Here is a 24,208-nt window from a genome sequence, read left to right as displayed (position 1 = left end):
CTTGTCATTTTCGTTACTCATATTATTTTAATCTAAAAAGCTAATATAAAAATATGTGCAGAATGTTAGCTTACGTTGGGAAGGATAAAGAAAAACTGAAAAAACTAGCTTCTTGTTTAATAAACTCTGCAAAAGATGATCCAATAACTCATGACGTTCATAAAGATGGATGGGGATTAGTAGCTTATAATGGGGAAAAGCTAATTCATTATCGTAGTGGAAATCCAATATTTAATGAAAGTGAAATTTTATTCAACTTGTTAGATCCCCTTTATGGAGAATTTAAAGTTATAATTCACGCAAGATTGGCAAGTGATAAATCGTTAGTTGCTTCATTTCTTTCTCACCCTTATTTAGAGAGTAATGAAAAAGAAATTTTCTTTTTAGCCCATAATGGTAGTGTTGATAAGCAAGAATTAGGCAAATATCTTAACATAAATCCCAAAATGATGGTGGATTCTGAGCTTGTTGCCAAATATATATCTGCAAAAGGAATAGAGGGTGTAAAAGATCTTAAAAAATTCACAAGGTCAGCCTTAAACCTTTTCATTCTTTACATAGATAGAGAAAGTAGGAAATCCTCTCTTTACTATTTTAATTACTATAACGTGGAGTACATAAAGGCTAAGAATATACCGGAAGAATATTATAAACTTTACAAGGGCGAGGATTATGTTTTCTCTTCCTCATTAGCATATTCTGGTTGCGAAAAGGGAAATGAAGTAGAATTTGGAGAAATAAGTGAACTGCTATGAGAACAATTTGTGTTAATTCTAGCTCTAAACGCACGTTTTCTTTTTTCAGATAGAAGTTAGAATTCTATGTTGCACTTATTTCTAAAATCTTTTGGATCAGAAATTATATAAAAAGTAACTATAATTGGTTCTCTATCACTTTCCGCTATTATATTAAAATGAATATCTTGAATTTTAAAACAAAAAACTCTTCCTACTTTTATTTTCACAGTTTGTTGCACAAACGTTAGTAATATATTCCATTAAATTACTATCATAACATTGTAAGCATGAATATTTGTCTGGATTACGACAAACATAATTTAAAATATCACAGAATTTTATAAAGGAAATGTTCCTATATTCTAAAAGAGGTATTATTTCTTGAATAAGTCTTTTCTCTAAAAGTCTTCTCTTCTTTTCACTAAATACGAATCTACAATCTATTTTGTAATCGTTAAGACTGTCCATGAAATGTTCACACACGGGTTACCTAGTTGATCCCTTAAATCTGTATATACATTAAGGTTAGTGATTTTACCTTTAATTACATACTCCTTCTCATTGAGATATATTATGGTCTCTCCTTCATCTAAAGTTTTCTGTTCTACTATTTTTTCTGGAATGTGAGAAGAGTACTTAAGAGGATTACATAATTCACCATATTTCGGATTGTCAGTATCTATTGCAATAACTGCATTAACTATGGGAGAGATACTCTTGTAATCAGAAGTCGCAAAAATAGCAATAGGAATAAAAAATTTGAATAATTAAATTTTCTTCTTTAGTTCTTATTAAAATTTTAGTGGGATTTATCTTTTTAACCTCATATTTTGCTCTAATTATCTGAATCATCATTCATACCCTTGTATTCAATATCAATACTTACAATATTTCCCTCTATATCACGGAAAATCATGACAAAAGCTTCATGCGAATCAACTTTATACGGTGGATTGTTTGAGAGTTTTACTATTATTCCATATTCATTATCTTCTACTATTTTTACGGGGCAATTGAATGATTGACAAGAAATATTAGAGTTATCAGAAGTGTAAAGTCCATATAATTCATTTATCATATCTCAATATTTTCTTTTAGTCTAAAAAGCTTTATTTCCTCACATGTTCTCTTTAGCTGTTTTAAGAGTCTATGAAGTTAGAGATCATCATCACTAGTGGTAAAATCCTATAAACTTAAAATTAAACTATCTTATGTGAGCTTTCTTAAGGAAAGAGCTGAAAAATTCCTCGTAATTGCACAAGTTAGCTTTGATAAAGGATTTTATGATATGGTTCTTTTTAACGTTGAACAATACATTCAGCTTTATGTAAAGTATTTCATTTATTTGAAAAGCGGAGACTATCCTAAATCTCATGATTTAATTAAACTCTTCAATTACTTAAAAACAATTTACGAGAAGAAATGTGTAGATGATTTCATTAAAGAGAACATAGACTTGCTTTCTGTTCTTCAGCAAGCATATATCTCATCTTGTTATATGCCAATTGAGTACACAAGGGATCAAGCTGAAAAAGTTTTAAGGTTAGTCGAAGAGTTTAAAGAGATGGTTCAACAATGCCTGACTTCATAGACTTACTTCTCCAGGATATGAAGGAAAGAGAGGAAGTACTTTCTCATCTAGATAAGTATTTATCTATCATAAAACAAGCTGTTAAAGAACTTGATCCAGATGCTAAGATACTGCTATTCGGAAGTTATGTTAGAGGAAATTTTAGACCAGATAGTGATATCGACGTTTTAGTCATATCTGATAAATATGGTGAAAATGCTGATTTGCAAGCTAAGATGAATGCTCACATTTTGATGAAATTAAATGTATTTGGAATTTTCGAAATTCACGTAGTTTCAAGAAAGATATATGAAGAGTGGTACAAGAGATTTATCGATGTATATAAAGAGATCTAATAATTTGTTCAGAACCGTCATAAATTTGTCTCATTAGTACAATAGCATCGTAATCCTTCAAAAAGAATTTTAGGATAAACACCAAATGAGAGTTACAAATAATGATATGAGTGTAATGCTTAAGTCTTAAGAAACACTTTTCTTTACGTTAAAAATAACTAGTGTTAAACTAATAGAATAAATCTTTGAGTCTCACGTAACTTATTCTCAATTCTATTTAGAGAACTGATAAAACTTAAAAGTTCGGAGTAAAACAATTCCTTATGAGATTATCAATTTTTTCAACTTTATTACTTTTCTTAATTTCAGCTATTGCAGTTTACTCCATAGTCCCTTTAATACCGTCATTAAGTAAAGAACTTCATACATCAATTACAACTTTAGCCTTAGTTGTTTCATTAGGATGGATTGGAGGAGCAATTGGAGGATTAATAATGGGTGCCTTATCAGATTCTTACGGAAGGAGAATATCACTTTTCGTTTCTGTACTTTTATTTGGAATTGGAACTTTGATCTCCTATTTTATTTCTAACGTTTATTTCTTATTTGTAACCTGGTTTATTGTTGGTTTTGGAGTTAATGGTGAAAACGGAATTAGTTATGCTATAGTTGCTGAATCTTTAAAATCTGGGAGGGGAAGTATAGGAGGTTTCATGCAAGGATTATATTTTGCTGGTTATCTTTTATCCCTTTTATTTGCTTTAACACATTATTCTCTCTTATTAATAGGATTACTCTCTCTTGTTCTATCCCCACTTTCTTTTACAATACAAGAAACAAGAGGTAGGAGAGGAGTTTCGCCGTTTTCTAATTTCTCAGAATTAGACATAAAAATTGCGATAATTACTTCTATCTTAGCTATCTCAGCATTTTTGTATACAGTTCCCTTTGTTTCATTAATTCCTACGCTTTTTGAAATTGACAAAATAAACTATGATTTACTACTCATAGCCTCTGCCTTAGGAATATTCTTTTACGCACTTTCTGGTTATATATCTGATATTATAGGAAGGAAAAGGACTTCAATAATACTTTCTGTAGTGGCATTAATAGCCTCATTGATATTTTTGTTTTCTCTTTACGATAAAAATCTTCTTGTAGTGAGTACATTTACAGTATTTTTAGGTTCATCATTCTTCTCTTACTTAGGAGTCTGGATAAGTGAACTTTACCCACCAAAAATGAGAGGAACTGGAACAAATTTATCTTTCCTTGTTGGAAGGATTATTGGTGGAGGATTCGGAGTAACATTAGTTACTTTACTTCCTTTTACCCTAGGAATGAATATGAGTGTAATGCTTATAATCTGCAGTATATTAGCAATTATTAGTAGTATGATGAGTAGGGACCTCTAAGATAGATGAAGACAACTTACCCGTCTGACTTAAATTATTTCTTGCAAATGTATGTTTGTGGAAGAGATACTTAAGAAAGCTGAAGAAAAAGGGATTAATGTAATAGATGTCATTCTTAAAGAGTTAGACAAAATTGATCCAGAAGAAAGCATTAGACTTAGATTAAATTTAGCTGAAAAATACTTTAAAGAAGCTAGAGAGTTTATTGATAAAGGAGATCCTATTCAAGCTTCAGAGAAACTATATAAAGTTGCAGAAGAATTAATCAAACTTTTGGCAGAATTGTATGATACACCGGAGTATGAAGAATTTAAGAAAGAAGGAAGATGGTATACTTACAAGCTTCAGTCTACCTCTCTATTTCTTTCTAAAAAGCTAGGAGATTGGGTAAGAAGAGGTTGGGATACTGGGTATATCCTAGACGTTTGGGGTTTTCATGAAGGAAAATTGAGCATAGATTATATAAAGGAGGTAATAAGGGATATTGAAATAATGTTAGAAAACACTAGAAAATTAACACAGAAAAATTGAATAATCGTTAAATTTATTCTGACCGACTAAGCATAGAGCTTTTTACTATCTGATAAAACCTCACTATAGCCGAAACAATTAATAGAAATATAGCTAAAGGAAATAAGGCTAATGTAAATAGAAATAACGTAGAATCTGAAACTAACAAAAAAGGTAAGAAAATAATCATTAGCTTTTCCATTGATAAAAGTCTCATTGAGATAAAAATTATAAAAAGTAATGCAGTTGATGTAGCTCTGTTTACTTTTCTTATCATTAAAATTCTGTTAAATCACTTTATAATAAGTTTATTGAAAACTCAATTCTTACATAACCGATTGAGTATTCATATATTGTCTCAGTATCTAGTTTATATTTTAATAAATTAATAATTAATATTATAAATTAATATATTCATATATTTCCTATAAGAATAATTATAATAGATAATATAAAATACTAATTTATATAAATATATATATATCTTTATATACATATAGTTAAATACCCTTATATTATAAATTTTTAAGGATTTATAATACAATTCCTTATTATCTTTAAGTAATTATTAGTAAGTATAATTCGAGGTTATTTAAAGATTATAATAAATCTTTGAATAGTAGAATTAAATGAAAAAGACTATATAAACATAGTTAAACACAGAGTCATAACTTAAAATTTAAATAGAGGTAATTATATTAAATAATCTATAGGGATAATAAATATGGAAAGTTCTGTTGTTGCATTTATACTTATTATTGCTACCATTCTTATAGGCTTAGTAGTATTTAGCTTATCAAGTGTTTTTGCGAGCTATCAATATAATACAATATCAATACAAACTCAAGCCGAAAACATTGCAAACGGACTTTACGTTACAATATCTAATAATGAATCTATTTCAAATTCAAATAATATAACATTATTTATTGTACCACAAGATTTCAATTATCATGGTATAATTTACCTAACAGTTTTTTACGTTCCTAGTTATTTTAAACAAAGTTCTGATGAGATAACACCACAGTTAGCCTACACTTCTTCTGGGAAAATACTTTATGGTTTAGTAAATGGCACAACAACTGGTAAAACATACAATACCATACTATACTCCACAAGCTTGAAGGAAATGTATGAAGGAGAAATCACGCTTTGGAAAACAGTTACTGGAGCACCCCAAGTTCTTACCCTTTCACCCCCAAATGGGTATACTCCTATAGTTATGTTTTTTGTTCAAATCCAGGGCAAGTTTGTGGAGGTGGGTTATGAATGGTTATGAGAAAGAAAAAAGGTTTATCTGAAGTAGTCGGATTCTTCATAATCTTAATTATACTACTAGCAGTTCTAATCCCATTAGGAATATACTTATTCTCTCAACCAACAGTCCAAGCACAACAAATCCAAAATGCACAAGCTTATAAAAACCTTGCATTAGAACAGTATAGAGATTTTCAACCAATCGATTTTAATTCTGGGGGATTTTCAGTAGCTCCAGTGTACTTTATTTACCAAGATGGTAGCGCATATTTTGTATTCGTAGAAAACCAAAATCCACCAGAACCGCTTACAATAACTTCAATAGAAGTATTCAATGGAACAACATGGGTAACAAAATCAGTAAATATAAACGTAGAAATTAAATACGCAAATACAAAATTAGCTGGCTACCCAGCTATTCAAATACCACTATCTAAGCAACCTTATAAGAATCAAGCCTCTTACGTAGCAGCAGTAACACAATATGGTAACATAATTTATGCCTCTCCACCATACGTCCTGCCTATGCCCTCTTTAAAGAAAAGCATTGGAATTCCAGCAGTAGATCCTTATAACTTTACTGTACTAGAGCAACCACAATTTGAAATATTAAAAATTTCTCAAAATGGCATTCCTATACAACAGTTTATCCATGACGTGAATGGACCTAATTCAAATACTATGACATTTGTATGGGCTTATTTACTAAGTAAGCAATCTAACGGTATTTTTACCTTTAACGGATACTGGAATGGACCGATAGCTTACGAATATAATTCATCTTCTTCATTATCATTATCGTCACCACCACCACCACAATTTAAAGGAACTTTAAGTGGAGTGTTCGTAGGAGCAAATATGACGTTAGAAGGTACATTTAGCGGTAGTTTAGGAAGTAATTCTGGGTATCCTATATATTTCGTTAGTGGAAATGCAGAGTCAATAACATTTACCTATTCCTTCTTATTAGGTAGTGTAAGTGGTGAAAGTTTCAGTGGTGAAATTCTATTACCAGGCTCAATATTAAATAACTACTTCGTTAATCCAGACTATTTAAATATTACTATCTCTGGCTCAGGGACCATACAAGTCTATAATGTTAGTGGTAGTATTACCATAAACGGATCTTTCAACGGATATGTAAACGGAATAAAAGAGATTAAAAAGAGTGAAAATGGAAATCAAATAACTATAACTGGGAATAATATAACGGGAATAATAGAAGGAACTATTTTATCAGCTACTCTAACTCCATCATATAATACTCAAGGTTACCTAGACGGTTATATAAATGGTATTCTTAACAAAGTAAAAATTACAGCCAATGGCGTTTATGATTTACTAGGTTATTTAATAGCTGCACCAATTATATCTGCTAAACTTAATAACGCAGAATTCAATAATGTCATAGCAAACTCAGTATTACCTAATGTACTCGCTTTTCCATTACCCTTTAATGTTACTATAAATGAATTTAGTGGAATCTTAGTACTATCAAATAATCACGGCTCAGGGACATTTAATGGGCTAATTACTTTCCCACCTATTGGTTCATTAGAAATATATCAAGTAGGAATTTCTGATTTTAGTGGAAAAATAAACGGAGAATTTGAAAATGATTATCGTTATTTATTAGGAGCTTGGGTTCCACCAGTTACATTAACAGTTCTTCCAGGTACTAAGAATGCTGTAGTTGAAGCAGCATATTCAGGACTTCTTAGTAACTACTATTGGATAGTCACACCCTTAGTAGTAAGGATAAGTGTTGCTATAGGTAATCCTAGCAATGAAACTTTAGTATTTACTTCTGCACAAATTACAATGAAAACGGATGAGATAATTCAATTTCTTGGCTCTTCCGGAGTGCAACCATTCTCAGCAACTTTATATGGTAGTGCATTAGATAATTTTTCAAAGCCAATAATAGTTACTCCTTTAAACGTAAGTAATTTTACATTGACTCTCACTATACCAGTAAACTCTATTTTTGCTCCAAATCTATTCCCTCCCTCAACGAGTATTCAAAATCAATATCAAGCATTAGAAAGCAATAGTGTAGATTATATTGAGCTATATCTAACATTGCTAGAGCCTAATGGATACGGGATAACTATAACAACAATAATTCCACCATATAGTATACCAGTACAAGGTCAAGCTAGTTAATTTTTTATTTTAGTCAAGTTTTATTTTTTTTTTTAAAATAATACTTCTTATTTGTTAATTTCTCCTATAACCCAATTATATAATGGTTAAAATTTGAATACAAACCGTACGAGATATAATAAAACTCATTCTAGCTAGTAATGATAAGAAAAATAATAAGATGCTAATAACATAAGAAAACCTAAGAAAATTGCTAATCCATTTATTCCTATATTATCGTATTTGAAGTGTGCTAAAGCATATCTTCTCCATTTTCCATTCTTCTTTATGTAAATCCCATTCTCAGTAAAAACATCTAGAAGCATATGGGATGGTCCAACTAATATTCCAGATATTATAACTGGAAGAAAGGAATAATAATAACCATCGTCATAATAGTAAGAATAACCATAATGAGTCTCATAAATTAAATATAGTAAGGGTAAGATCACAACTAACCCCCAACCAATACTCCTTGGCAATGTATGCGTTAATGGTGTCCTAACGGGAATATATCCTCTTCTAGTTAACATTTCCTTATGTCCAATCCTATCTATGAGAGTATTACCAAGAAAAGATGAATAGAAAGCAATAAACAAATTATAATAAAAATTAAGACTAAATAAGAGACTTAATAGTAAAGATATTAAGCCAGTAGAAAAAACATAATGGGTCTTTAACTTCATATATTAAAAAGGCAAAAGGAAGAGTATTTAATTTTACTGCGAAGAATACTTCTTTACTAGTTCATAAAATTCTTTAAATTCTCCTCCTTTCCATATATCAAATTCAGCGTTCTTAAATACTCCTACAACAAATTCTTTATTTACTTTAATTGGCAAGTTTTTAACAATATAATCTGCTACTCTATCTAAATCTTGCTTTGCTATTTCAATACCCTCTTTATAAGCATTTATGATACTTTCCTCAGCTGAAGAATTATTAATATGAATACCGCAACTGCCCGGAACTTCTAATAAATCCTCAAAAGCTTCTCCTTTTGCAATAGCTGAACTAAGAGTAGCTGATGAAACTTGATTACTTTTTAGCATGTTAAGTAGTTGTAAAAAGTCTTCACTATATATAATTTCAGCGTTTAATTTTCTTTTATCTATAACAGCTCTTGTTAGGACATCAGCAGCACTTCCTTTTCTCCAAATACCTATTTTTCCTTCTCTAACACCGGGAGATATAACCATTAACCTCTTTACGGTAATATAGTCTAACCTTAATCCCCTTTTTACTAATGATACTGTTGAATCAACTATTGCGTCTGCTGAAGTTCCTTCTTTTCCGAATGTTATTTCTATGTCTTTATTTTTAATTTGATATGCTATTAATGGATAAGATACTGGGCCTGGAGCGGCTAATATTCTAATTTTATTTTGGGAACTCATGAGTTTCATAGAAACTCAATTCCTTAAATGTTTTTATTAGAAAATTTTACGTCAAATAAACTTAAATAGCAATAAGAAAATCACATTTTTATGCAAAGAAAAGAAATAACATTTATTGAAGCATTACTTGTTATTATTCCATTGACTATAGCTGTAAGAGCCTCAAACAATATGTTAATGACAACATTACCCCTTGTTGTAAAGTATTTATTTAATTTTAATGAAGAAGAGGTAGGAATAATTTCTGCGTTAACTTCGTTATCAACATTTATAGGTAGTGGGATAATAAATTCTAGGTTAAGAGGAGATATTAGAAAAATTGTTTTCAGAATTTCTGCTTTAATTTATGCATTTCTCTTGCCTCTTTTTTATTTAGTTTCTCCAATTACAGTTTGGATTTTGTCTGGAATTGCTGGGGTAGTCTTAGGAATTCTAATGCCTAATATAATAACTTATGCTGGGTTATTAAAAGATAGAAAGCAAAGGGAAAGAGTTTTGTCTATATATACTTTAGCTTTAAGTGCGAGTTTAGTAATAGGACCAGCAATTGAATCTTGGATACTTGATTATTTCAATTTACTTTTTGTCTTTCTGTTTTTCGCACCTTTTTCTATTCTTACTGGTATAATGGCTTTTTTTGTTGAATTTCCAAATGAGAATGGAAATGGTACAAAAGTTAAGGTTCTCTCAAATCCTGGCTTTATTACAGCTGTAATAAACATTTTAACATATAATATTGTGTTCTCGATTCTTTTAGCTTTTGGAGGGATTTATGCAAAATCAACGTTTAATGTATCTTACTCTACCGTAACCCTACTATTTTCATCCTTTTTCTTAACTTCCTTTCTCTCAAGGCTATATCTTTCCATAAGACCAGCTGAGAAATTATATTATCACATTGTCTTTGCCATTTCTGTAACTACTGTAGGATTAATTTTGATCTCTGTTCTTCCTCCTCTTTTAACTTTCTTTACAATTGCACTTTTACTTTTAGGAATCCCTCATGGCCTAACTTACCCACTTTCAGTAATTTCAATAAGCAGAACGTTTAAACCAGAAGAAAGAAATGCCGCAAATAGTACTTTCTTTGCTGTTATGATGCTAATAGGTATTATAACACCTACAGTTGCAGGATTTGTTATTCAACATATAGGATTTAGACTAACTTTAGCTTTTATTATCCCTATAATCATAATATTACTCGCATTACTTGGAAGATATGTAAAATATGTGGATAAAGTGGAGTAAAAGATAGAATTTCAGCCCTAATGGAGAAGGCTTTCTTCCCTCATTTTTAGAACCTTTTTACTGCTCTTTGAGTACGGCTTTTAGGGGTTTGGGTCTCATCGAATTTCATATATTTTGTATTCTATTCTCGACCCTTGGAGTTCACCGAAGTCGCGGATTAAACCGTTCATCCTTCTCACCCCCATTAGGGGGATAACCCCACTCACCTTACGGTGAGGAAACCCCCACATCCTGAGATTAAACTTAGATAAGAACTTTTTCATGATGTTTAATGATGCATTATATTGTCTGTCAAGAGTGAACCCACACCTCTCACACCTAAAGGTCTTGCCAACCATTCGGGAATTAACCCATCCACATCTGGGACAAGACCTAGATGTGAGAGTTGGATTAACTTCCACTACTTTACAACCGTATAGAGGAGCCTTGTATTTCAACACGCTAACCAACTTCCTCCAGACAGTCCTTGAAAGCTTACGTGACAAAGACTCACTAGCATCATCAAACATACTCTGTTTATTCAGTCTCTCAAAAACTAACATGTGATTATTGTATAACTCAAGAATGAAGTTAGCCAACTTGTTAATCAAATCGTTAACCCTATTCCTCTCGCGATGAGAGTATTTTTCCATCAACCTTTTACCACTCTTCAACTTCTTAGATGCAATAGACTGTACTTTAGCCCTCTTCATTTGCATGATGTACTTCAAGGAATAAAGTTGTTTTAGAGAGATTGTGACAAACTTCTCACCATCATAACCGTCAAGTGAGAAGAGATTTGAGTCAAATGCTACTACATCGAGTGGAGTTGTACTCGGTAATTCTTTTCTAAACACTAAGTACACTTTATCCTCCTTTATGACTGGTTCTGTTAACTCCATTCCTTCAACCCTTTTTGAAAACCAGCTTTTATCCCATGAGTATGTGATATATTCATGTGGTTTTACAGTTATTCTAACACTCTTCCTAACGACTTTTCTTAATGTTGTTTTTACTCTTACATAACCCTTCTTAACTAATGGTGGTTTGAATTCAATTTTCCCTTTTTCAAATCTTCTTCTCCAAGATTCAAGGATAGAATACACGTCGTGAATTGCTTGGTCTATGTAGTGTTTTGCTAATCCATGAGTAATTAGATACTCTCTCAACTCCTTATATATTTTCTTCTTTTTTGGTAATTCGACTCTTCTATTCTTTACCTTAGTTTTACTAAAAACATACTTTATTCCTTTGTTTACTGACTTCTCCCCACCCTAAAGGGTGAGGGTTCCCCTCATCGATTCGTGGTTACATCTCTCATTTGAGGGGCAGTCGAGAGGGTCAGAGACCCCCTCCCATATAGATTTTTAACAGCTATATAATCACGATGATCCTCATAACCACACTTTTCACATTTAAGCATACGATAACTACTCTCAACCATTCTTGAGCCACACTTAGGACAAGTTTGAGACGAATATTTTGCATCAACATAAATCACGTTAAGACCATGCTTCTTTGCTTCCCACCCAATCCAATATTGAATACGAGAGTACTCCATAAGATACAACCTATCCCTAAAGTCCTTCTTTAACTCCTTAACACGAGAAATCATTCTGTTTAGTCTCTCAAGTACTATGTAGTTGACACTAAATTTAATAGCCTCATCAATAACCCACTTACCAACTTTCCTAGCAAAGTCTATAAGAATATTCCTAGCTCTCGTGTGAAAGTGTCTAATCCTATTCAAAATCCTCTTGTTCTCTTTCCATCTTTTAGGGTATTTCCTCTGTAGTCCCTCAGCCAACTTCTTATAATGATAAACATCTGATAACTTGGTTGGTATCTCAATCACCTGCTTATCATTACCTAATGTAATAAAATCCATGTTTATATCAACAGCAATAAGACCTTTAACTTCCTTCTCAACTTTAACTTTCTTCTTCATTGTCACGTGAAGATACCACTCATCAGCCCTCATAACAAGCCTAGCTTCTTTTATCTCCCAATCCTTATAGAAATCCAGGTTGTGAGGATATCCTATAATTTGAACTTCCTGCCCTAATATCTTTGCTTTCTTGTTTTCCAAATCGAGAGTGTAGCTAGCTTTTGCTGTTAGCCAAACTGATATGTTTTTCAGTACTGGAAATCTTCCTCTTTTTGGATTCTTTAACCAGCCTTTGTATGTTGCTATAGCATCACGATAACAATCTTGTGCCAACTTGGAAGGTAGGCCGTATTCCTCTCTTAGTACCTTATACAATGCATTGTGTACTTCTTTAATAGAAGTTGTTTTATTCTCATATAACCAACGAAGGACAAAGCGTTTTGCTTGTGTATATTTTTCCGGCTAAGGGCTCCAGAGCCGAGGAGGAAATCTTCATTCTTACAGTCACGATTTCCTCCTCGATGGAACTGTCCTCGCGGACAGCTCGCTCTGGAGCCTTAGCCATAATGGATTTTAATTGGAATAATTATTTAAATTTTGAGGACATTCATCCCCGTCCTTAAGGGCGGGGCTTTATGCCCTAATTTTTGTAATTTCATGTAAGAGTGGATTAGTTCTTTGCTTCTTTCTTTATCATTTTTTATTGCATACGTTAAATGTATGTATTCTTTTTCTGGATAGAATGTTTTAATTCTTAAGTTCTTCAACACATTTTTTCACCTTATGACTTTTCATTCCGTATAACTTTCCAGAGAATGAGACTAAGATGCTAATTAGGTCTTCAATTAGTTCTTGTTCTGGTGTTTTGTCTTCTTTTTCTAGTACTATTATTTCACAACCGTGTGTTTTACATATTTCCTCTATTATTTCGAATCCGAATCTTACTAGTCTGTCTGGGTAAGCTATCACTATTTTGTTGACCTCATTGTTTAGTATCATCTTCAAGAGTCTTTGGAATCCTTTTCTCTTCATATTCAGTCCAGATCTTATGTCTGTTATTATTATGTCGTGTTCTGGTACTTTTTCCTTTAAGTAGTTTACTTGGTTTACTAAGTCATCTTTTTGTGATGATACTCTAGCGTAGAGTACTATTTTCTTCTTTCGTATTATTCCTGCTAGTCTTTCGACGTCTTCTTCACGGAATCTCATTTTTCCTGATGGTAGTCTTTCTGGTTTTATGTATCCTTTTTTCACGTATTCTTGTAATGTTCTGTATGAGATTCCTAGTTTTTGGCATACTTCTTTGGGTCTTAGCATCAGATTTGTAGACAAAGTATTTAAACTTCACGCTTTCATGGGAACTGTTTTCGACAGCAATAACAATAAGCCTGCAATTGCTGAAATTAAACCAAATTCTTTAGCTATAGTAGGAGAAAAATCATATAAAAGGGAAAATGTAAAACCACCTAAAACCCCAGCAACTGCTTTACCAGTGTAAAGAATAGCATTATTAGAAGTAGAGAATTTTTCTCCAAATATATCTCCTACAATTGAAAAATAAAGTGTAATTAAGGAACCACCAAAGAATCCTATAACTAGAACTGAAGGAAGTATAAGGTTAACAAGGAATAATATACTACCTATTATCATCATTGTAAGTGTAACTAAGAGAGTCGTTAACCTACCTAAAATATCTGAAATATAACCTAAAATTGGTCTACTAATTCCACTTAATAAGGGAAATATAGTTATTAGCAGAATCACATTACCATTTGCAACAACTGAAAGAGAAGAGGAGTAAATCGTTAAAGGTACTGCACTTAAAGCAAAAGAGAAATAAATTAGCCACCATTTTCCAGTTTTTAAAACGTCTTTTGGCTTTTCTCCTTTCACTTCCTTAGGATAATCGACAAAACTTAACATTACTGGAAGTATTATAATTTCTAATAACCCTATTAGAAACATTACCATTCTATAGTTATAGAAAGAATATATAAAGGGATTTACCAAAACAGATCCTAGACCAAAACCGAGGGATACAAAACCGGTTGCAAAGCCTCTAGTTTTCTTAAACCATTTTACAGCTAAATTTGCTGCAATACCATATAGAATCCCTTCACCAATGCTTCCTATTGACCAAAAGAAGTAAAATTGATAAAGTGATGAGGAAAAAGAGGAACCTAAGAATCCAGTAGCTGAAAGAATAGAGGATATTATTCCAATCTTTCTAGGGCCTTTTGAATCTGCAATATTTCCACCGATTATTTGAAAAGTTGTTGAGAAAATAGTAAAAAGAGTGAAAGCTACTTCAATTTCTGGCAAAGTAGCTCTTAATCCAATTTTTAGGTGAGGAAGAAAAGCGTTCCATGCGTACTGATAAAGAGAATTGAATGACATTATGATGAATCCTATTGCTAGAATCATTTTACCTTTTGGCACACTTCAATTTTGAAATAATTATTTATATCTTTTTTCTAACTAAAAAGTATGGGTTATAAGTCAAGACTATATCATCTTGGAAGATGGAACTTAATGAAATATAGGTACAATTTAATGATAAGCAAAAAGTTTGCGTTAAAGCTTGCTAGAAAGAGATGGAAAGAAAGATATTTCTGAAGTTTAATATAACCTTGTGAAAGTTGAAATACATTTAAACCTTTTAGAGTTTAGAAACTCAATTTCGAATTATATATTTGTAGAAAATTTAGATAATGGCTGGAATGAAATAAGAGGAGTTGAAGGGGAGTACTTTTATAAGGAATTTAGTGGTTATGCTGTTTTAGTTTCTAAGGACTTTCCCATAGATAAAGGTCATATCTTTGAAAGGCTTAAAGTTGATAAGTTAAGAGAAATTTTAGATCAACCTGGAAGAGTAAAATATTATATGACATTAGAAATTTTGCCAGAGAAACTAAGTACTACAGAAGAAGATTGCTTAGATGAATTTCCTGGAATAGATATTGTAAATGGTCTCATTAAGGAATTTCAATATGTTAGGGAAGAGTGCTGTGTAAAGATCGTTACACCTCTTTTAAATATTGAAAAGTTTGATGAAGCTCTCAACAATTTAATTAAGGCATTCCAGCTTTATTATTCTATAATAAAAATGCAAGAAGAGGTTGCTATAACATTAGCACGCAAATTTTTGGCAAAAGATATTAAATGACTATATTTATGTATATTTATTTTTGTGAATATAAAAAATAGAAAGTATCTTATCAGATTAAACTTTTAAGAAGAAAAACTTTTTATTAACAAAGTTGAATTATCTTATTGTGAAATGAAATGTCCAAGATGAACTACAACGAAGGAAATGCTACAAGATTAGAATACGTATGGCCAATAAGGTTTGCCGTAGGATGGATGTTTTTAGATGGAGGGTTAAGAAAGGCAGTATTAAAACCAGCGAAATTAGATCCTAACTCTCCATCATTCGTTGGTGGAAAACTAGTAAACTTTTTACCACATGCTGGACCATTTAAACCATTCTTATTAATGACTCTAGAAAATCACGCTCTTAACGTTACTTTCCTAACTATATTTAGTTATATTGAAGTTATTGCCGGCTTATTTGTCGTAATAGGATTACTAACTAGATTGGCTGCATTTGGTACTGCTGTAATGGCAATTGGTATGGCTCCGGCATATTGGTTAGGATCAACTTGTGAAGACGAATGGCAAATAGGAGCATTATTAACGGCAGGTTCTATAGTGATAATGTTAACTGGTGCCGGAAGAGTCTGGGGATTAGACTACTTCCTTTACAAAAAATTTGGAGATAGACCAATAGCTAATGTTCCTATACTTAAGTGGATTAAATTATGGTGAGGAAAATGGTTAATAAAGTAACTATTGTAGGTTTAATTTTTGCAATATTTACTATTGGATGGATATTAGGTACAGGCCAATGGGCATATGGCAATGTTGTAGGACCTTTATTTAATAATTCAAAACTACCAAAACTTAATATCACTTATATTGAGGCATATAACACACCAAAAGGAGTATGTTTAATCATGAATATAACTGATATAGACGGACCAGATGCTTATCCAGCCTCTGCACCTTTAATGGAAATTTATAATTCTACATGGCATATGTTCTTAAACTCGTCTGAAATCTCAAATGACACAGTAAAGATAATACAAGCACCATGGAATGCAAATAAAAAGGATTCTGTTAATTGGTACTCTGGATTCATAGTAGTATTAGGAAGTGAGGGTCAATTTCACTTAATAATAAAGGGATTACATCTATCACCCGGTAAATATTATGTGAAATTGTTTACTCCAGCAATAAGTGGAAGTAGACAAGCTACAGCTACATTCGTCATAAGCTAAAAGATAGTTTAAATTTTTCTTTTTGTATTTTCTTTTATGGAAAATTATTCTAAAGAGGTACGTGATAGGGCTTCACAATTATATTTAGAGGGAAATGTCTTAGGCTTGATAAAGAAAGGAAGACTCCTTATTGGAATTGTTAAAGATGTTGATATGTACAGAGCACAATATGATCTAGATAGTAAAAAAGGAAAATGCGAGTGCAGATTAGGAGAAAAATGTGAGCATATTCTAGCTATTCAGATAGCATATGAAAAAGGAGAGTATGTTAATTTAGATGAAATAGATGAAAAAATCAGAAATTATAACAAGAGAGAGATTTCATGGATCTTACTTACATTACTAGAGAAGTTCCCGATTATAGCTAACTATCTTAGTCCATTAGAGGATATTAGAGGAGCTTTAGCTAGATATAAAAATATTATTAAACAGAATCCTACTGAGAATATAGTAAATAATTTCACAGATTTTCTTAATAATAATAAGAATAAAATAACTAAGGAAGATATATTTGAGATACTTGAAGCAATTGTATCATGTAATACTAGATGTTTTTACAATTTCATAACGGAAAAAGAATACGATGAAAACTTGATGAAAACATTAGGAAGTATTTTTTTAGAGAAAGAAATTGAAGATAAAGATATAGCAAGATTAGAAAGTATAATAGAAAAAGATAAGTATGGAAATTTAGATAATCTGATTTTATTTCTCTTTAGTAATGAAAGAATTAAGAATAAATTAAATGTAAGAGCTTACTTAAGAGTCTTGCTCAAGAGAGGAGAAAAAGATAAGATTTTGCAATTAATTGATACAGATTACTTCTCGAAAGAAGAAAAGTTTGACATATTACTTCAGATAGATGAAAAAGAAGCAGTTGAATTTGCTAAGTTTAATATGTTATACTCAAAATTGTTTGAGTATTATTATGATAATGAAGAATTCTCTGAGGCTTTAGAATATCTTAAAAAAATGATAGAATTAAAGGATTTAGGGGGTATTTTAAAGGACTCTGACAAAATAGTTTCTTTAATAAAAGGAAATAATGAGATAATTAAGCAACTTTATGAATTAGCTGATAACAATGTTATACTTTATCCATTACTTATTAAATTATATGAGATAGCCACTGGTTCATTAAGATATGATATAGCAGCCTCAATTATTAACAAGTTCACTTCTTTAAAAGATTATTATATTGATATAGTTAAGATTACAGGAGAGCAAAGAAAAGATAAGCTAATAAATATCTTGCAATTCCTAGTAGAACAAATGGTTGAAGACAAAAAGTACGAAGATATTATACAAATGCTAAAAATAGCAAAAAAATATATGAAACCAGATGAGTATGAGAATTTCATAAGCCAATTAAAAGAAAAGTATAAAAAGAGGAAACAGTTTTACGAATTAATAAATAAACACTTGACATAATACCCCTTTTTGTATTACATAACTTTATCTAAAATGGACTCGCTATTTTTAAAATGAACAACATTAGGAAAGAGAATGTTTTAAACAATTTAAGATTATAGATTTTTTTTAGGGACTTCAATTAGGTGTTTTCAATAGTTAAGTTTATTTTTCTAACTATGGCCCTACTATTGAGGAAATGGCCCAAGAGAAAAAGTCTCTATTTTTAAGAGAAAGCTCCGGGTTAGTAAGGGAAGTAAGCCCCTGGGCATCAATGTCAGCAACTTTTGGATTAGTAACTGGAGGAGTACCAATATTAATAATGTCATGGTTATTTACTGCTCCCGGAGCAAATTGGATATTATCATTTTTATTAGCTCTTCCTGCTACATTAGGAATGGCATATCTTTTTTATATAGCCGGAATTTCTATGCCTAGATCTGGAGGAGATTATGTATTTAATAGTAGAGCTATTCATCCTTTAATTGGTTTCGTAAACTATTGGGGTTTATTCATAGGTTTTGCACTCTCCTTAGGTTATTATAGTTATTTAGCTGCACAATGGTTTGCTTATTTATTCTCTGGAATAGGTTTAGCTTATAACAATTCTTACTTCTTAAATATAGGGAACTTCTTAGGAACTACTGAAGCAGAGATAGTATTAGGAACAATTGTTGTAATTATTTCCACAGTATTAGCAATGATACCAAGATTTCAATGGAAGTTTGTATTATGGGGAGGAATAATAACAATAATAACAAGTATTATAATGTTTATTGCATTAGCACAAATAACTCCATCACAGTTTGCAATTGCATTAAGTAAAAATGTTGGTATACCAAATGCATATAATGAGGTAATATCTGATGCAGAGAAGAACGGTCTCTCATTTTACCCCACATTGTTTGCTTCATTCTTAGCCTTGCCAGTAGTTTGGTATTATTATACATGGTATAACTTACCAGCATCATGGTCTGGTGAAATGAAGAGGCCAAAGACTAACGTACTCTACTCAATAATAGTTTCTATTTTGATCATTGCAGTATATTACATGCTAATAGCATACTTTAATGAAAGAGCTTTCGGAGGAACATTTCTCACATCTTGGAGTTATATTTCAAATAATCAAATAAATGATACTGTGTATAATTCATTAAGTAATATTGGTGATTTCACCCCATATTTTGCGTTTATTGTAAACCATAGTTTACCATTGTTTATAATAATGTTTATAGCTTTATGGTTACCGAACTTCTACAGTAACCCACCATTAGTAGTTGCTTTAGTTAGATATCTATTTGCATGGTCTTTTGATAGGGTTATGCCATCATGGTTAGCTGATGTGAATGATAAGTTCAAATCTCCACTAAAAGCGACATTATTAGTTGGAATCTTAGGAGAAGTTGGTGTATTACTTTATGCATTTAACACGCCAGTTGCTATTGTTGATACTACTGTTGTTTTTGAAATAGGTTATGCTATATTTGCAATATCTACTGCAATTATGCCTTTTATAAGAAAAGATATCTATAGGCGTACTGTACCACACAAATGGAGCTTAGGTAGTATACCATTAATTAGTATAATAGGTGGTGCAGTATTTGCGTTCTTAGTAGGAGTTTTAGTATTTACGTGGAATAATCCAGTATTACTTCCAGTTAATCTTCCAACACTATTATCTTTAGGAATTATTTATGCTTCTGGCATAGCAATATATTTAGTAGCTTACTATTATAATAGAAATAACGGAATTGACTTAAATATGATATTTAATGAAATTCCACCAGAATAATTTATTAATCTCTTTTTTATTATTTATAACTATGAATTATCCTCTATTTTTCGTTATAGCTTTCTCTATGTTAGCTGTAATGTTTTATGTGATTTATGAAATTGAAAAATGGAAAAGTGATAGAAGAGTTCTTCTTGCTATATACATAGAAGGAATGATGACAACAATGAACTTAGGAGCTTATCTATATGTAGCATACCATGACCTTTTCCTCTTTTTAATAATTAACGGAGCTTATATGGTATTTGGATTATATGCAATCTTAAATTTTGAAAACATTAAAAAGGAAGTAATTTATCCGATTTTTGCATTTTTAATGGTATTAGGAGAAGTATTTATGGGCTCATTATTTTATTCTCTTCAGACTGGTTTACCAGCAACATTTGATTCATCCGTTGAAAATCCTTGGTTTGTTTCAGTAATGATAGCTGAAATGGCTTTTACTTTAATTCTCTCCATAAAGGGTATTGATAAAACTTTAAGGAATTATCTTATTGGTCTTCTTTTACTAATGCCATGGTTCCCTGAGATATTTCATTCATATGTTATACCATTTTGGGCATCTTCAGCAATAATGATTGGAGAAACCATTCTAGTTTATGAAACTCTTTACAATCAAAGATTAAGAGCTACTCAAGAGGTTTTCACTACATTAGAATTAATGTCTATATTTGCCTTAATGATGGCCGGAGCTTTTGTCTATTTCCTGTATTCAAATCTCGAAATTTATGATTTTTCTATGATAATAGCTATGATCTGGTTTATTTATAGGGCAGTTGCTGGACCAAACCATAAGAAAGGGAATTATTTGAGAGATGCTAAGATAGCTTTTGGAATAATATTTGTTACTTTTATCATGGAGTTCTTCATGGGTGGGGTTTTAGATTTTGTTGAAGGCGTTTTCTCTTCTGGAGTATCTGGATTTATTTCAAGCCTAACTTTACCATGGTTAAATCCAAATACTCCTTTAAACGTTTTATGGGACGGAATAGATATTATAGGTACAGTGTTAGGTAGTGTTTGGTTCTTAATAATGATGGGTATTGAGATGGGTTTCTTAGCATTTAAGAAAATGCTTGAGATAAAAGTTAGAGAAGTTAGAGTTAGAATGATATTAATGATTTTAGCTTACGCGATATATAGTATCTATTTACCTTCATTCTCACCAGTTTCATCAGTATTACCTTATATACCTTATATGTGGAGCATGGGAATTGGCACAATGGGTCCAGTAACTAATTCTTTATTAGTAGGATTAATCGGAACATACATAGTTTATGCAATACTTTCCTTATTATTTGGCTCTAGAAACTTATGTGCAGTGAGTTGTACAGCACCACTAATGTATCAAGGTAATTTCTACGATTCATTAAAAGTATATAATAGGGAATCAAAAGCTGGTAGAAAATTACTTAGTTCTAAAAACACTCAAATATACAGAACGTTAGCCCTGTCTGTTTCTATTTTTGTATTAGTTTCTGCAATAATATCTTATTTAAACAGTGAGGGGATTATTTCTTTCCAAATATTTGGGACTGATATTACAATGCTAATTTATTTTATATGGTTTGACATCATGTGGTATTTACTTTTCATATCAATACCCTTCTTAGGAACCTTTGCTTGTGTAACAACTGGTTATTGCTACTGGGGAGTTTTTAATCAAGCAGTAAGTAGAGTTGGTTTATTTAAATTAAAAGTGAGAAATCCACAACAGTGTGTAGAGTGTAAAACTGTTGATTGTGCTAATGCATGCCCAGTTGGATTAACTGATATGAGAGGAGAATTCATAAGAAAGGGAGAATTTAAGTCAATAAAATGTATAGGCATTGGAGAATGTGTTGATGCATGTCCATATGATAATATATTTATATACGATGTGAGAAATTGGTTAAAAGAGAAATTTAAGGGTGAAAAGAATTAATGAGTTTTTCCTTCTATCATTAATTGCAACAGTTATGATAGCTGTTATAGTTTATACTCTATATTCAGTTTCGTATAAAATAAAAACCTATGTAGGATTATTTTTCTCCTTTTTTGTTTTAATAATGATGATTACAATGTTCTTAGGAGCATTAATTTACCTTTTTTCACCTACTAATATATCACTTGCGGAAGCTATCATAATAAACAATGCATCAATGTTAATTCTTCTTGTATATCTTTTCCTAAATGGTAAAAAGTTAGCAAAAAGCAGTAGTTTTTCCTCATCTCATATAATAACTTTATCAGTCTTAACGGTTTTAAACGAGATATTAATGGGTGCTACATTTAGTTTGGCTGATTTTGGAATAAAATTCTTCTCTTCTCTTTACACTTCAGTACTAACCACTCTTAATAGTTACTGGTTCTTTTACCCTATGATGATTGAAATGCTATCCCTTTATCTTGTAGATTATTTAAAAAGAAATGCAAAAAAGGAACTTTTCCCACTAATAGGAATAACAACTTTTCCTCCAACAGTATTTAACTTTTCACAATGGATCTATTCAAGTATAGTAATAAGTTTTGTTCTTTCCCTTTTAGGAATAATTAATTCTAAGAATGTATGGAGGTACGTTTATCTAATAACAGCTATAAGTATTTTAACCACTCTATTATTGCCCATAATTTTTGATATTGTAATAGTAATAGATATGGTTCTGTATTATTTTTACTTATTAAGACATAAAAGTAAGGTGTCTTAGCAGTTCTCTTTCATAAACAACAGTCATCAATTTCTCCTTTTCATCTACTATTACAACTACAGGTTCCTCTGTCTCTCTAAAAAACTTAAGTACATCTATTACTTTTGTCTTCTTATCCAATATTTTTATTTCATTTTTAGGAATGTCACACACTTTTAAAATCTCATAATAAGAAGGATCTATCTCAAGTAATTGAGTTATAGAAATATATCCAAATGGCCTATAGTTATCATCGACTACAACAATAGCCCTATATCCCTTCTCATTAATTACGTTAATGACTTGCCTTAAAGTTTGAGTACAGTAGGCTACAGTTTGATTTTTTATAATATTAATCACAGGTTGCTGAAGATTTACCTTTACTTCTTGAACCTTTGGTTTACCATACTTTAACCTAAATAAAAGAGGGAAAAATAAACTTGAGAAAGTTATAGCTAAAGAGGTAAAAGAGTATTGATAAGAATTTATCAAATTCAAAGTCAATGCTGAAATTAATAAGGAAACATCAACTCCCCCTTTAACAGAAGTACCTAAACCATTGATTAAAGGATCATTCCTTTGAATATAAGAAGCAATTACGCCAGAAGCAAATTTTGAAGCAACTACTATGGAAAAAAGAAATAGAGATATGAAAAGTAATTGCAAAGATATTCTTACAAAATATAAGCCAATACTAACGAAAAATAAAGGTTCAAAGAAACCATATGTAAAACCTCTTAATCTTTCTAACAAATGAGGTCTATCTCTTAAATAATCCCTTAAAAGAAATCCTAAGAATAAAGCTGTAATAGCTGAATTGAAACTAAATGACTCAGCAATATAACCTACTATGAAAATTACTGATATTATAGTAGCAAACTCAATTTCCCTAACTTTTATATAACCTTCAATTAATTCAAGAATTTTAGCAATTTTACTTCCTCCTAAGAATATAAATATTACAATAAGTATGATACTAATTATATTAATTAACTGAAACTTAGAAAATATTGCAAAGAGAATAACAGCTATAATTTCATTCAAAACAGATTGATAAAAAAGAGATAAACCTAATTTTTCTTTGGATAAACCCAAATCTATTAATAATCTAGTTAAAGGCCCTGCACTTGTCATTGCTAAGGGGATAACTAATAATGGTGTAAATTCATTAAGATAAAGCAACACAAGACTTATTAAAGTAAAAGGTATGGCTAACTCAATGATAGATGAAAAGTAATCATTAGCTTCGACTCTCAAATTCTCCCCTAATTCTTCCGCACCGGCAATAAATAGAAGAAATACTATACCTAAAGAAGTGATAAATGAGATAATCACATTTATTTTAACAATATTTAACACACCATTACCTAATATTATACCAACTAGGATTGGGCCAACGAATCTAACTAAATTTAACCTTCCAAATAGCTCTTCAGCTAATTTAGCAAGAATTAACATAATTCCTAAATAGAGTAAACTAACAACAAGTAGACTCATGGCAACTTATATTAACGGAAGAATTAAAACGTTAACTATAAGGATAAAATGAATGATGTAT

General features: G+C 31.0%; 25 protein-coding genes and 1 pseudogene. 16 read left to right on the top strand and 10 right to left on the bottom strand.

Going from position 1 to position 24,208, the window contains the following annotated elements:
- Window positions 1-53 precede the first annotated feature (53 nt).
- A complete protein-coding gene (locus tag ACAM25_RS00975) occupies window positions 54-755 on the top strand; it encodes a class II glutamine amidotransferase (RefSeq protein ID WP_369610490.1) in 702 nt (233 codons plus the stop codon).
- A gap of 817 nt (window positions 756-1,572) precedes the next feature.
- On the opposite strand, the gene ACAM25_RS00970 is transcribed toward ACAM25_RS00975, so the two are convergent.
- Entirely contained in the window at window positions 1,573-1,815 is a 243-nt protein-coding gene (locus ACAM25_RS00970; RefSeq protein WP_369610489.1) for a hypothetical protein, read from the bottom strand.
- 135 nt (window positions 1,816-1,950) lie between these two features.
- Here ACAM25_RS00970 and ACAM25_RS00965 point away from each other — a divergent pair, with 135 nt between their 5' ends.
- From ACAM25_RS00965 to ACAM25_RS00950, 4 genes are all read left to right on the top strand, one after another.
- Entirely contained in the window at window positions 1,951-2,328 is a 378-nt protein-coding gene (locus ACAM25_RS00965) for a HEPN domain-containing protein (protein ID WP_369610488.1), read from the top strand.
- A complete protein-coding gene (locus ACAM25_RS00960; RefSeq protein ID WP_369610487.1) occupies window positions 2,313-2,663 on the top strand; it encodes a nucleotidyltransferase domain-containing protein in 351 nt (116 codons plus the stop codon). The genes ACAM25_RS00965 and ACAM25_RS00960 overlap by 16 nt, the downstream gene beginning before the upstream one ends.
- 263 nt (window positions 2,664-2,926) lie before the next feature.
- A complete protein-coding gene (locus ACAM25_RS00955) occupies window positions 2,927-4,018 on the top strand; it encodes an MFS transporter (RefSeq protein ID WP_369610486.1) in 1,092 nt (363 codons plus the stop codon).
- Window positions 4,019-4,075: 57 nt separating this feature from the next.
- On the top strand, window positions 4,076-4,549 hold the full coding sequence (locus ACAM25_RS00950; RefSeq protein WP_369610485.1) for a PaREP1 family protein: 474 nt from the start codon (window positions 4,076-4,078) through the stop codon (window positions 4,547-4,549).
- A gap of 13 nt (window positions 4,550-4,562) precedes the next feature.
- Here ACAM25_RS00950 and ACAM25_RS00945 read toward each other — a convergent pair whose 3' ends face one another.
- The gene (locus tag ACAM25_RS00945) at window positions 4,563-4,805 is read right to left on the bottom strand and encodes a hypothetical protein (protein ID WP_369610484.1); all 243 of its coding nucleotides are present in this window, start codon (window positions 4,803-4,805) and stop codon (window positions 4,563-4,565) included.
- A 447-nt stretch (window positions 4,806-5,252) separates the two neighbouring features.
- Here ACAM25_RS00945 and ACAM25_RS00940 point away from each other — a divergent pair, with 447 nt between their 5' ends.
- A complete protein-coding gene (locus ACAM25_RS00940; RefSeq protein ID WP_369610483.1) occupies window positions 5,253-5,807 on the top strand; it encodes a hypothetical protein in 555 nt (184 codons plus the stop codon).
- Complete coding sequence (locus ACAM25_RS00935; protein ID WP_369610482.1) at window positions 5,804-7,951, top strand: hypothetical protein; 2,148 nt, start codon at window positions 5,804-5,806, stop codon at window positions 7,949-7,951. The genes ACAM25_RS00940 and ACAM25_RS00935 overlap by 4 nt, the downstream gene beginning before the upstream one ends.
- A gap of 134 nt (window positions 7,952-8,085) precedes the next feature.
- Here ACAM25_RS00935 and ACAM25_RS00930 read toward each other — a convergent pair whose 3' ends face one another.
- Both ACAM25_RS00930 and ACAM25_RS00925 read right to left on the bottom strand, forming a co-directional pair.
- On the bottom strand, window positions 8,086-8,616 hold the full coding sequence (locus tag ACAM25_RS00930) for a DUF1286 domain-containing protein (protein WP_369610481.1): 531 nt from the start codon (window positions 8,614-8,616) through the stop codon (window positions 8,086-8,088).
- Window positions 8,617-8,649: 33 nt separating this feature from the next.
- Entirely contained in the window at window positions 8,650-9,327 is a 678-nt protein-coding gene (locus ACAM25_RS00925) for a DUF3834 domain-containing protein (protein WP_369610480.1), read from the bottom strand.
- A 90-nt stretch (window positions 9,328-9,417) separates the two neighbouring features.
- Here ACAM25_RS00925 and ACAM25_RS00920 point away from each other — a divergent pair, with 90 nt between their 5' ends.
- Window positions 9,418-10,575 (top strand): MFS transporter, encoded by a 1,158-nt coding sequence (locus ACAM25_RS00920; RefSeq protein WP_369610479.1) that lies wholly within the window; start codon window positions 9,418-9,420, stop codon window positions 10,573-10,575.
- 95 nt (window positions 10,576-10,670) lie between these two features.
- Here the strand turns inward: ACAM25_RS00920 and ACAM25_RS00915 are convergent.
- From ACAM25_RS00915 to ACAM25_RS00895, 5 genes and pseudogenes are all read right to left on the bottom strand, one after another.
- Window positions 10,671-11,813 (bottom strand): annotated as a pseudogene (locus tag ACAM25_RS00915) (RNA-guided endonuclease InsQ/TnpB family protein); the annotation flags it as partial.
- A gap of 35 nt (window positions 11,814-11,848) precedes the next feature.
- A complete protein-coding gene (locus ACAM25_RS00910) occupies window positions 11,849-12,817 on the bottom strand; it encodes an RNA-guided endonuclease TnpB family protein (protein ID WP_369610478.1) in 969 nt (322 codons plus the stop codon).
- A 37-nt stretch (window positions 12,818-12,854) separates the two neighbouring features.
- Complete coding sequence (locus ACAM25_RS00905) at window positions 12,855-13,007, bottom strand: hypothetical protein (protein WP_369610477.1); 153 nt, start codon at window positions 13,005-13,007, stop codon at window positions 12,855-12,857.
- Window positions 13,008-13,189: 182 nt separating this feature from the next.
- Entirely contained in the window at window positions 13,190-13,759 is a 570-nt protein-coding gene (locus ACAM25_RS00900) for an IS607 family transposase (RefSeq protein WP_369610476.1), read from the bottom strand.
- A 27-nt stretch (window positions 13,760-13,786) separates the two neighbouring features.
- Window positions 13,787-14,881 (bottom strand): MFS transporter, encoded by a 1,095-nt coding sequence (locus ACAM25_RS00895; protein ID WP_369610475.1) that lies wholly within the window; start codon window positions 14,879-14,881, stop codon window positions 13,787-13,789.
- A gap of 48 nt (window positions 14,882-14,929) precedes the next feature.
- Between ACAM25_RS00895 and ACAM25_RS00890 the strand changes: the two genes are divergently transcribed.
- The 8 genes from ACAM25_RS00890 to ACAM25_RS00855 all read left to right on the top strand — a co-directional run bounded on the left by ACAM25_RS00890 (window position 14,930) and on the right by ACAM25_RS00855 (window position 22,671).
- A complete protein-coding gene (locus ACAM25_RS00890) occupies window positions 14,930-15,058 on the top strand; it encodes a hypothetical protein (RefSeq protein WP_369610474.1) in 129 nt (42 codons plus the stop codon).
- 16 nt (window positions 15,059-15,074) lie between these two features.
- Window positions 15,075-15,608 carry a hypothetical protein gene (locus ACAM25_RS00885; RefSeq protein WP_369610473.1) on the top strand — a complete coding sequence of 178 codons (534 nt, stop codon included), beginning with the start codon at window positions 15,075-15,077 and terminating at the stop codon, window positions 15,606-15,608.
- Between the two features lie 119 nt (window positions 15,609-15,727).
- Entirely contained in the window at window positions 15,728-16,270 is a 543-nt protein-coding gene (doxD, locus tag ACAM25_RS00880; RefSeq protein ID WP_369610472.1) for a thiosulfate:quinone oxidoreductase large subunit, read from the top strand.
- Window positions 16,271-16,275: 5 nt separating this feature from the next.
- Window positions 16,276-16,782: a thiosulfate:quinone oxidoreductase small subunit gene (gene doxA, locus ACAM25_RS00875; RefSeq protein ID WP_369610471.1), complete on the top strand. Its 507-nt coding sequence runs from the start codon at window positions 16,276-16,278 to the stop codon at window positions 16,780-16,782.
- Window positions 16,783-16,818: 36 nt separating this feature from the next.
- Window positions 16,819-18,213, top strand: a complete 1,395-nt coding sequence (locus tag ACAM25_RS00870) for a hypothetical protein (protein ID WP_369610470.1) — start codon at window positions 16,819-16,821, stop codon at window positions 18,211-18,213.
- 178 nt (window positions 18,214-18,391) lie between these two features.
- A complete protein-coding gene (locus ACAM25_RS00865; protein ID WP_369610469.1) occupies window positions 18,392-19,984 on the top strand; it encodes an APC family permease in 1,593 nt (530 codons plus the stop codon).
- A gap of 31 nt (window positions 19,985-20,015) precedes the next feature.
- Complete coding sequence (locus ACAM25_RS00860; RefSeq protein ID WP_369610468.1) at window positions 20,016-21,908, top strand: 4Fe-4S binding protein; 1,893 nt, start codon at window positions 20,016-20,018, stop codon at window positions 21,906-21,908.
- Complete coding sequence (locus ACAM25_RS00855) at window positions 21,895-22,671, top strand: hypothetical protein (RefSeq protein WP_369610467.1); 777 nt, start codon at window positions 21,895-21,897, stop codon at window positions 22,669-22,671. Before ACAM25_RS00860 ends, ACAM25_RS00855 begins: the two co-directional genes overlap by 14 nt.
- Here the strand turns inward: ACAM25_RS00855 and ACAM25_RS00850 are convergent.
- Window positions 22,645-24,147 (bottom strand): cation:proton antiporter, encoded by a 1,503-nt coding sequence (locus ACAM25_RS00850; RefSeq protein ID WP_369610466.1) that lies wholly within the window; start codon window positions 24,145-24,147, stop codon window positions 22,645-22,647. The genes ACAM25_RS00855 and ACAM25_RS00850 overlap by 27 nt on opposite strands.
- Window positions 24,148-24,208 lie beyond the last annotated feature (61 nt).

The organism is Sulfurisphaera javensis (assembly GCF_041154675.1).
Classification (GTDB): Archaea; Thermoproteota; Thermoprotei_A; order Sulfolobales; family Sulfolobaceae; genus Sulfurisphaera; species Sulfurisphaera javensis.
Note: the sequence above shows the minus strand (reverse complement) of the source record. Positions and strands in the feature narration are given on the sequence as shown.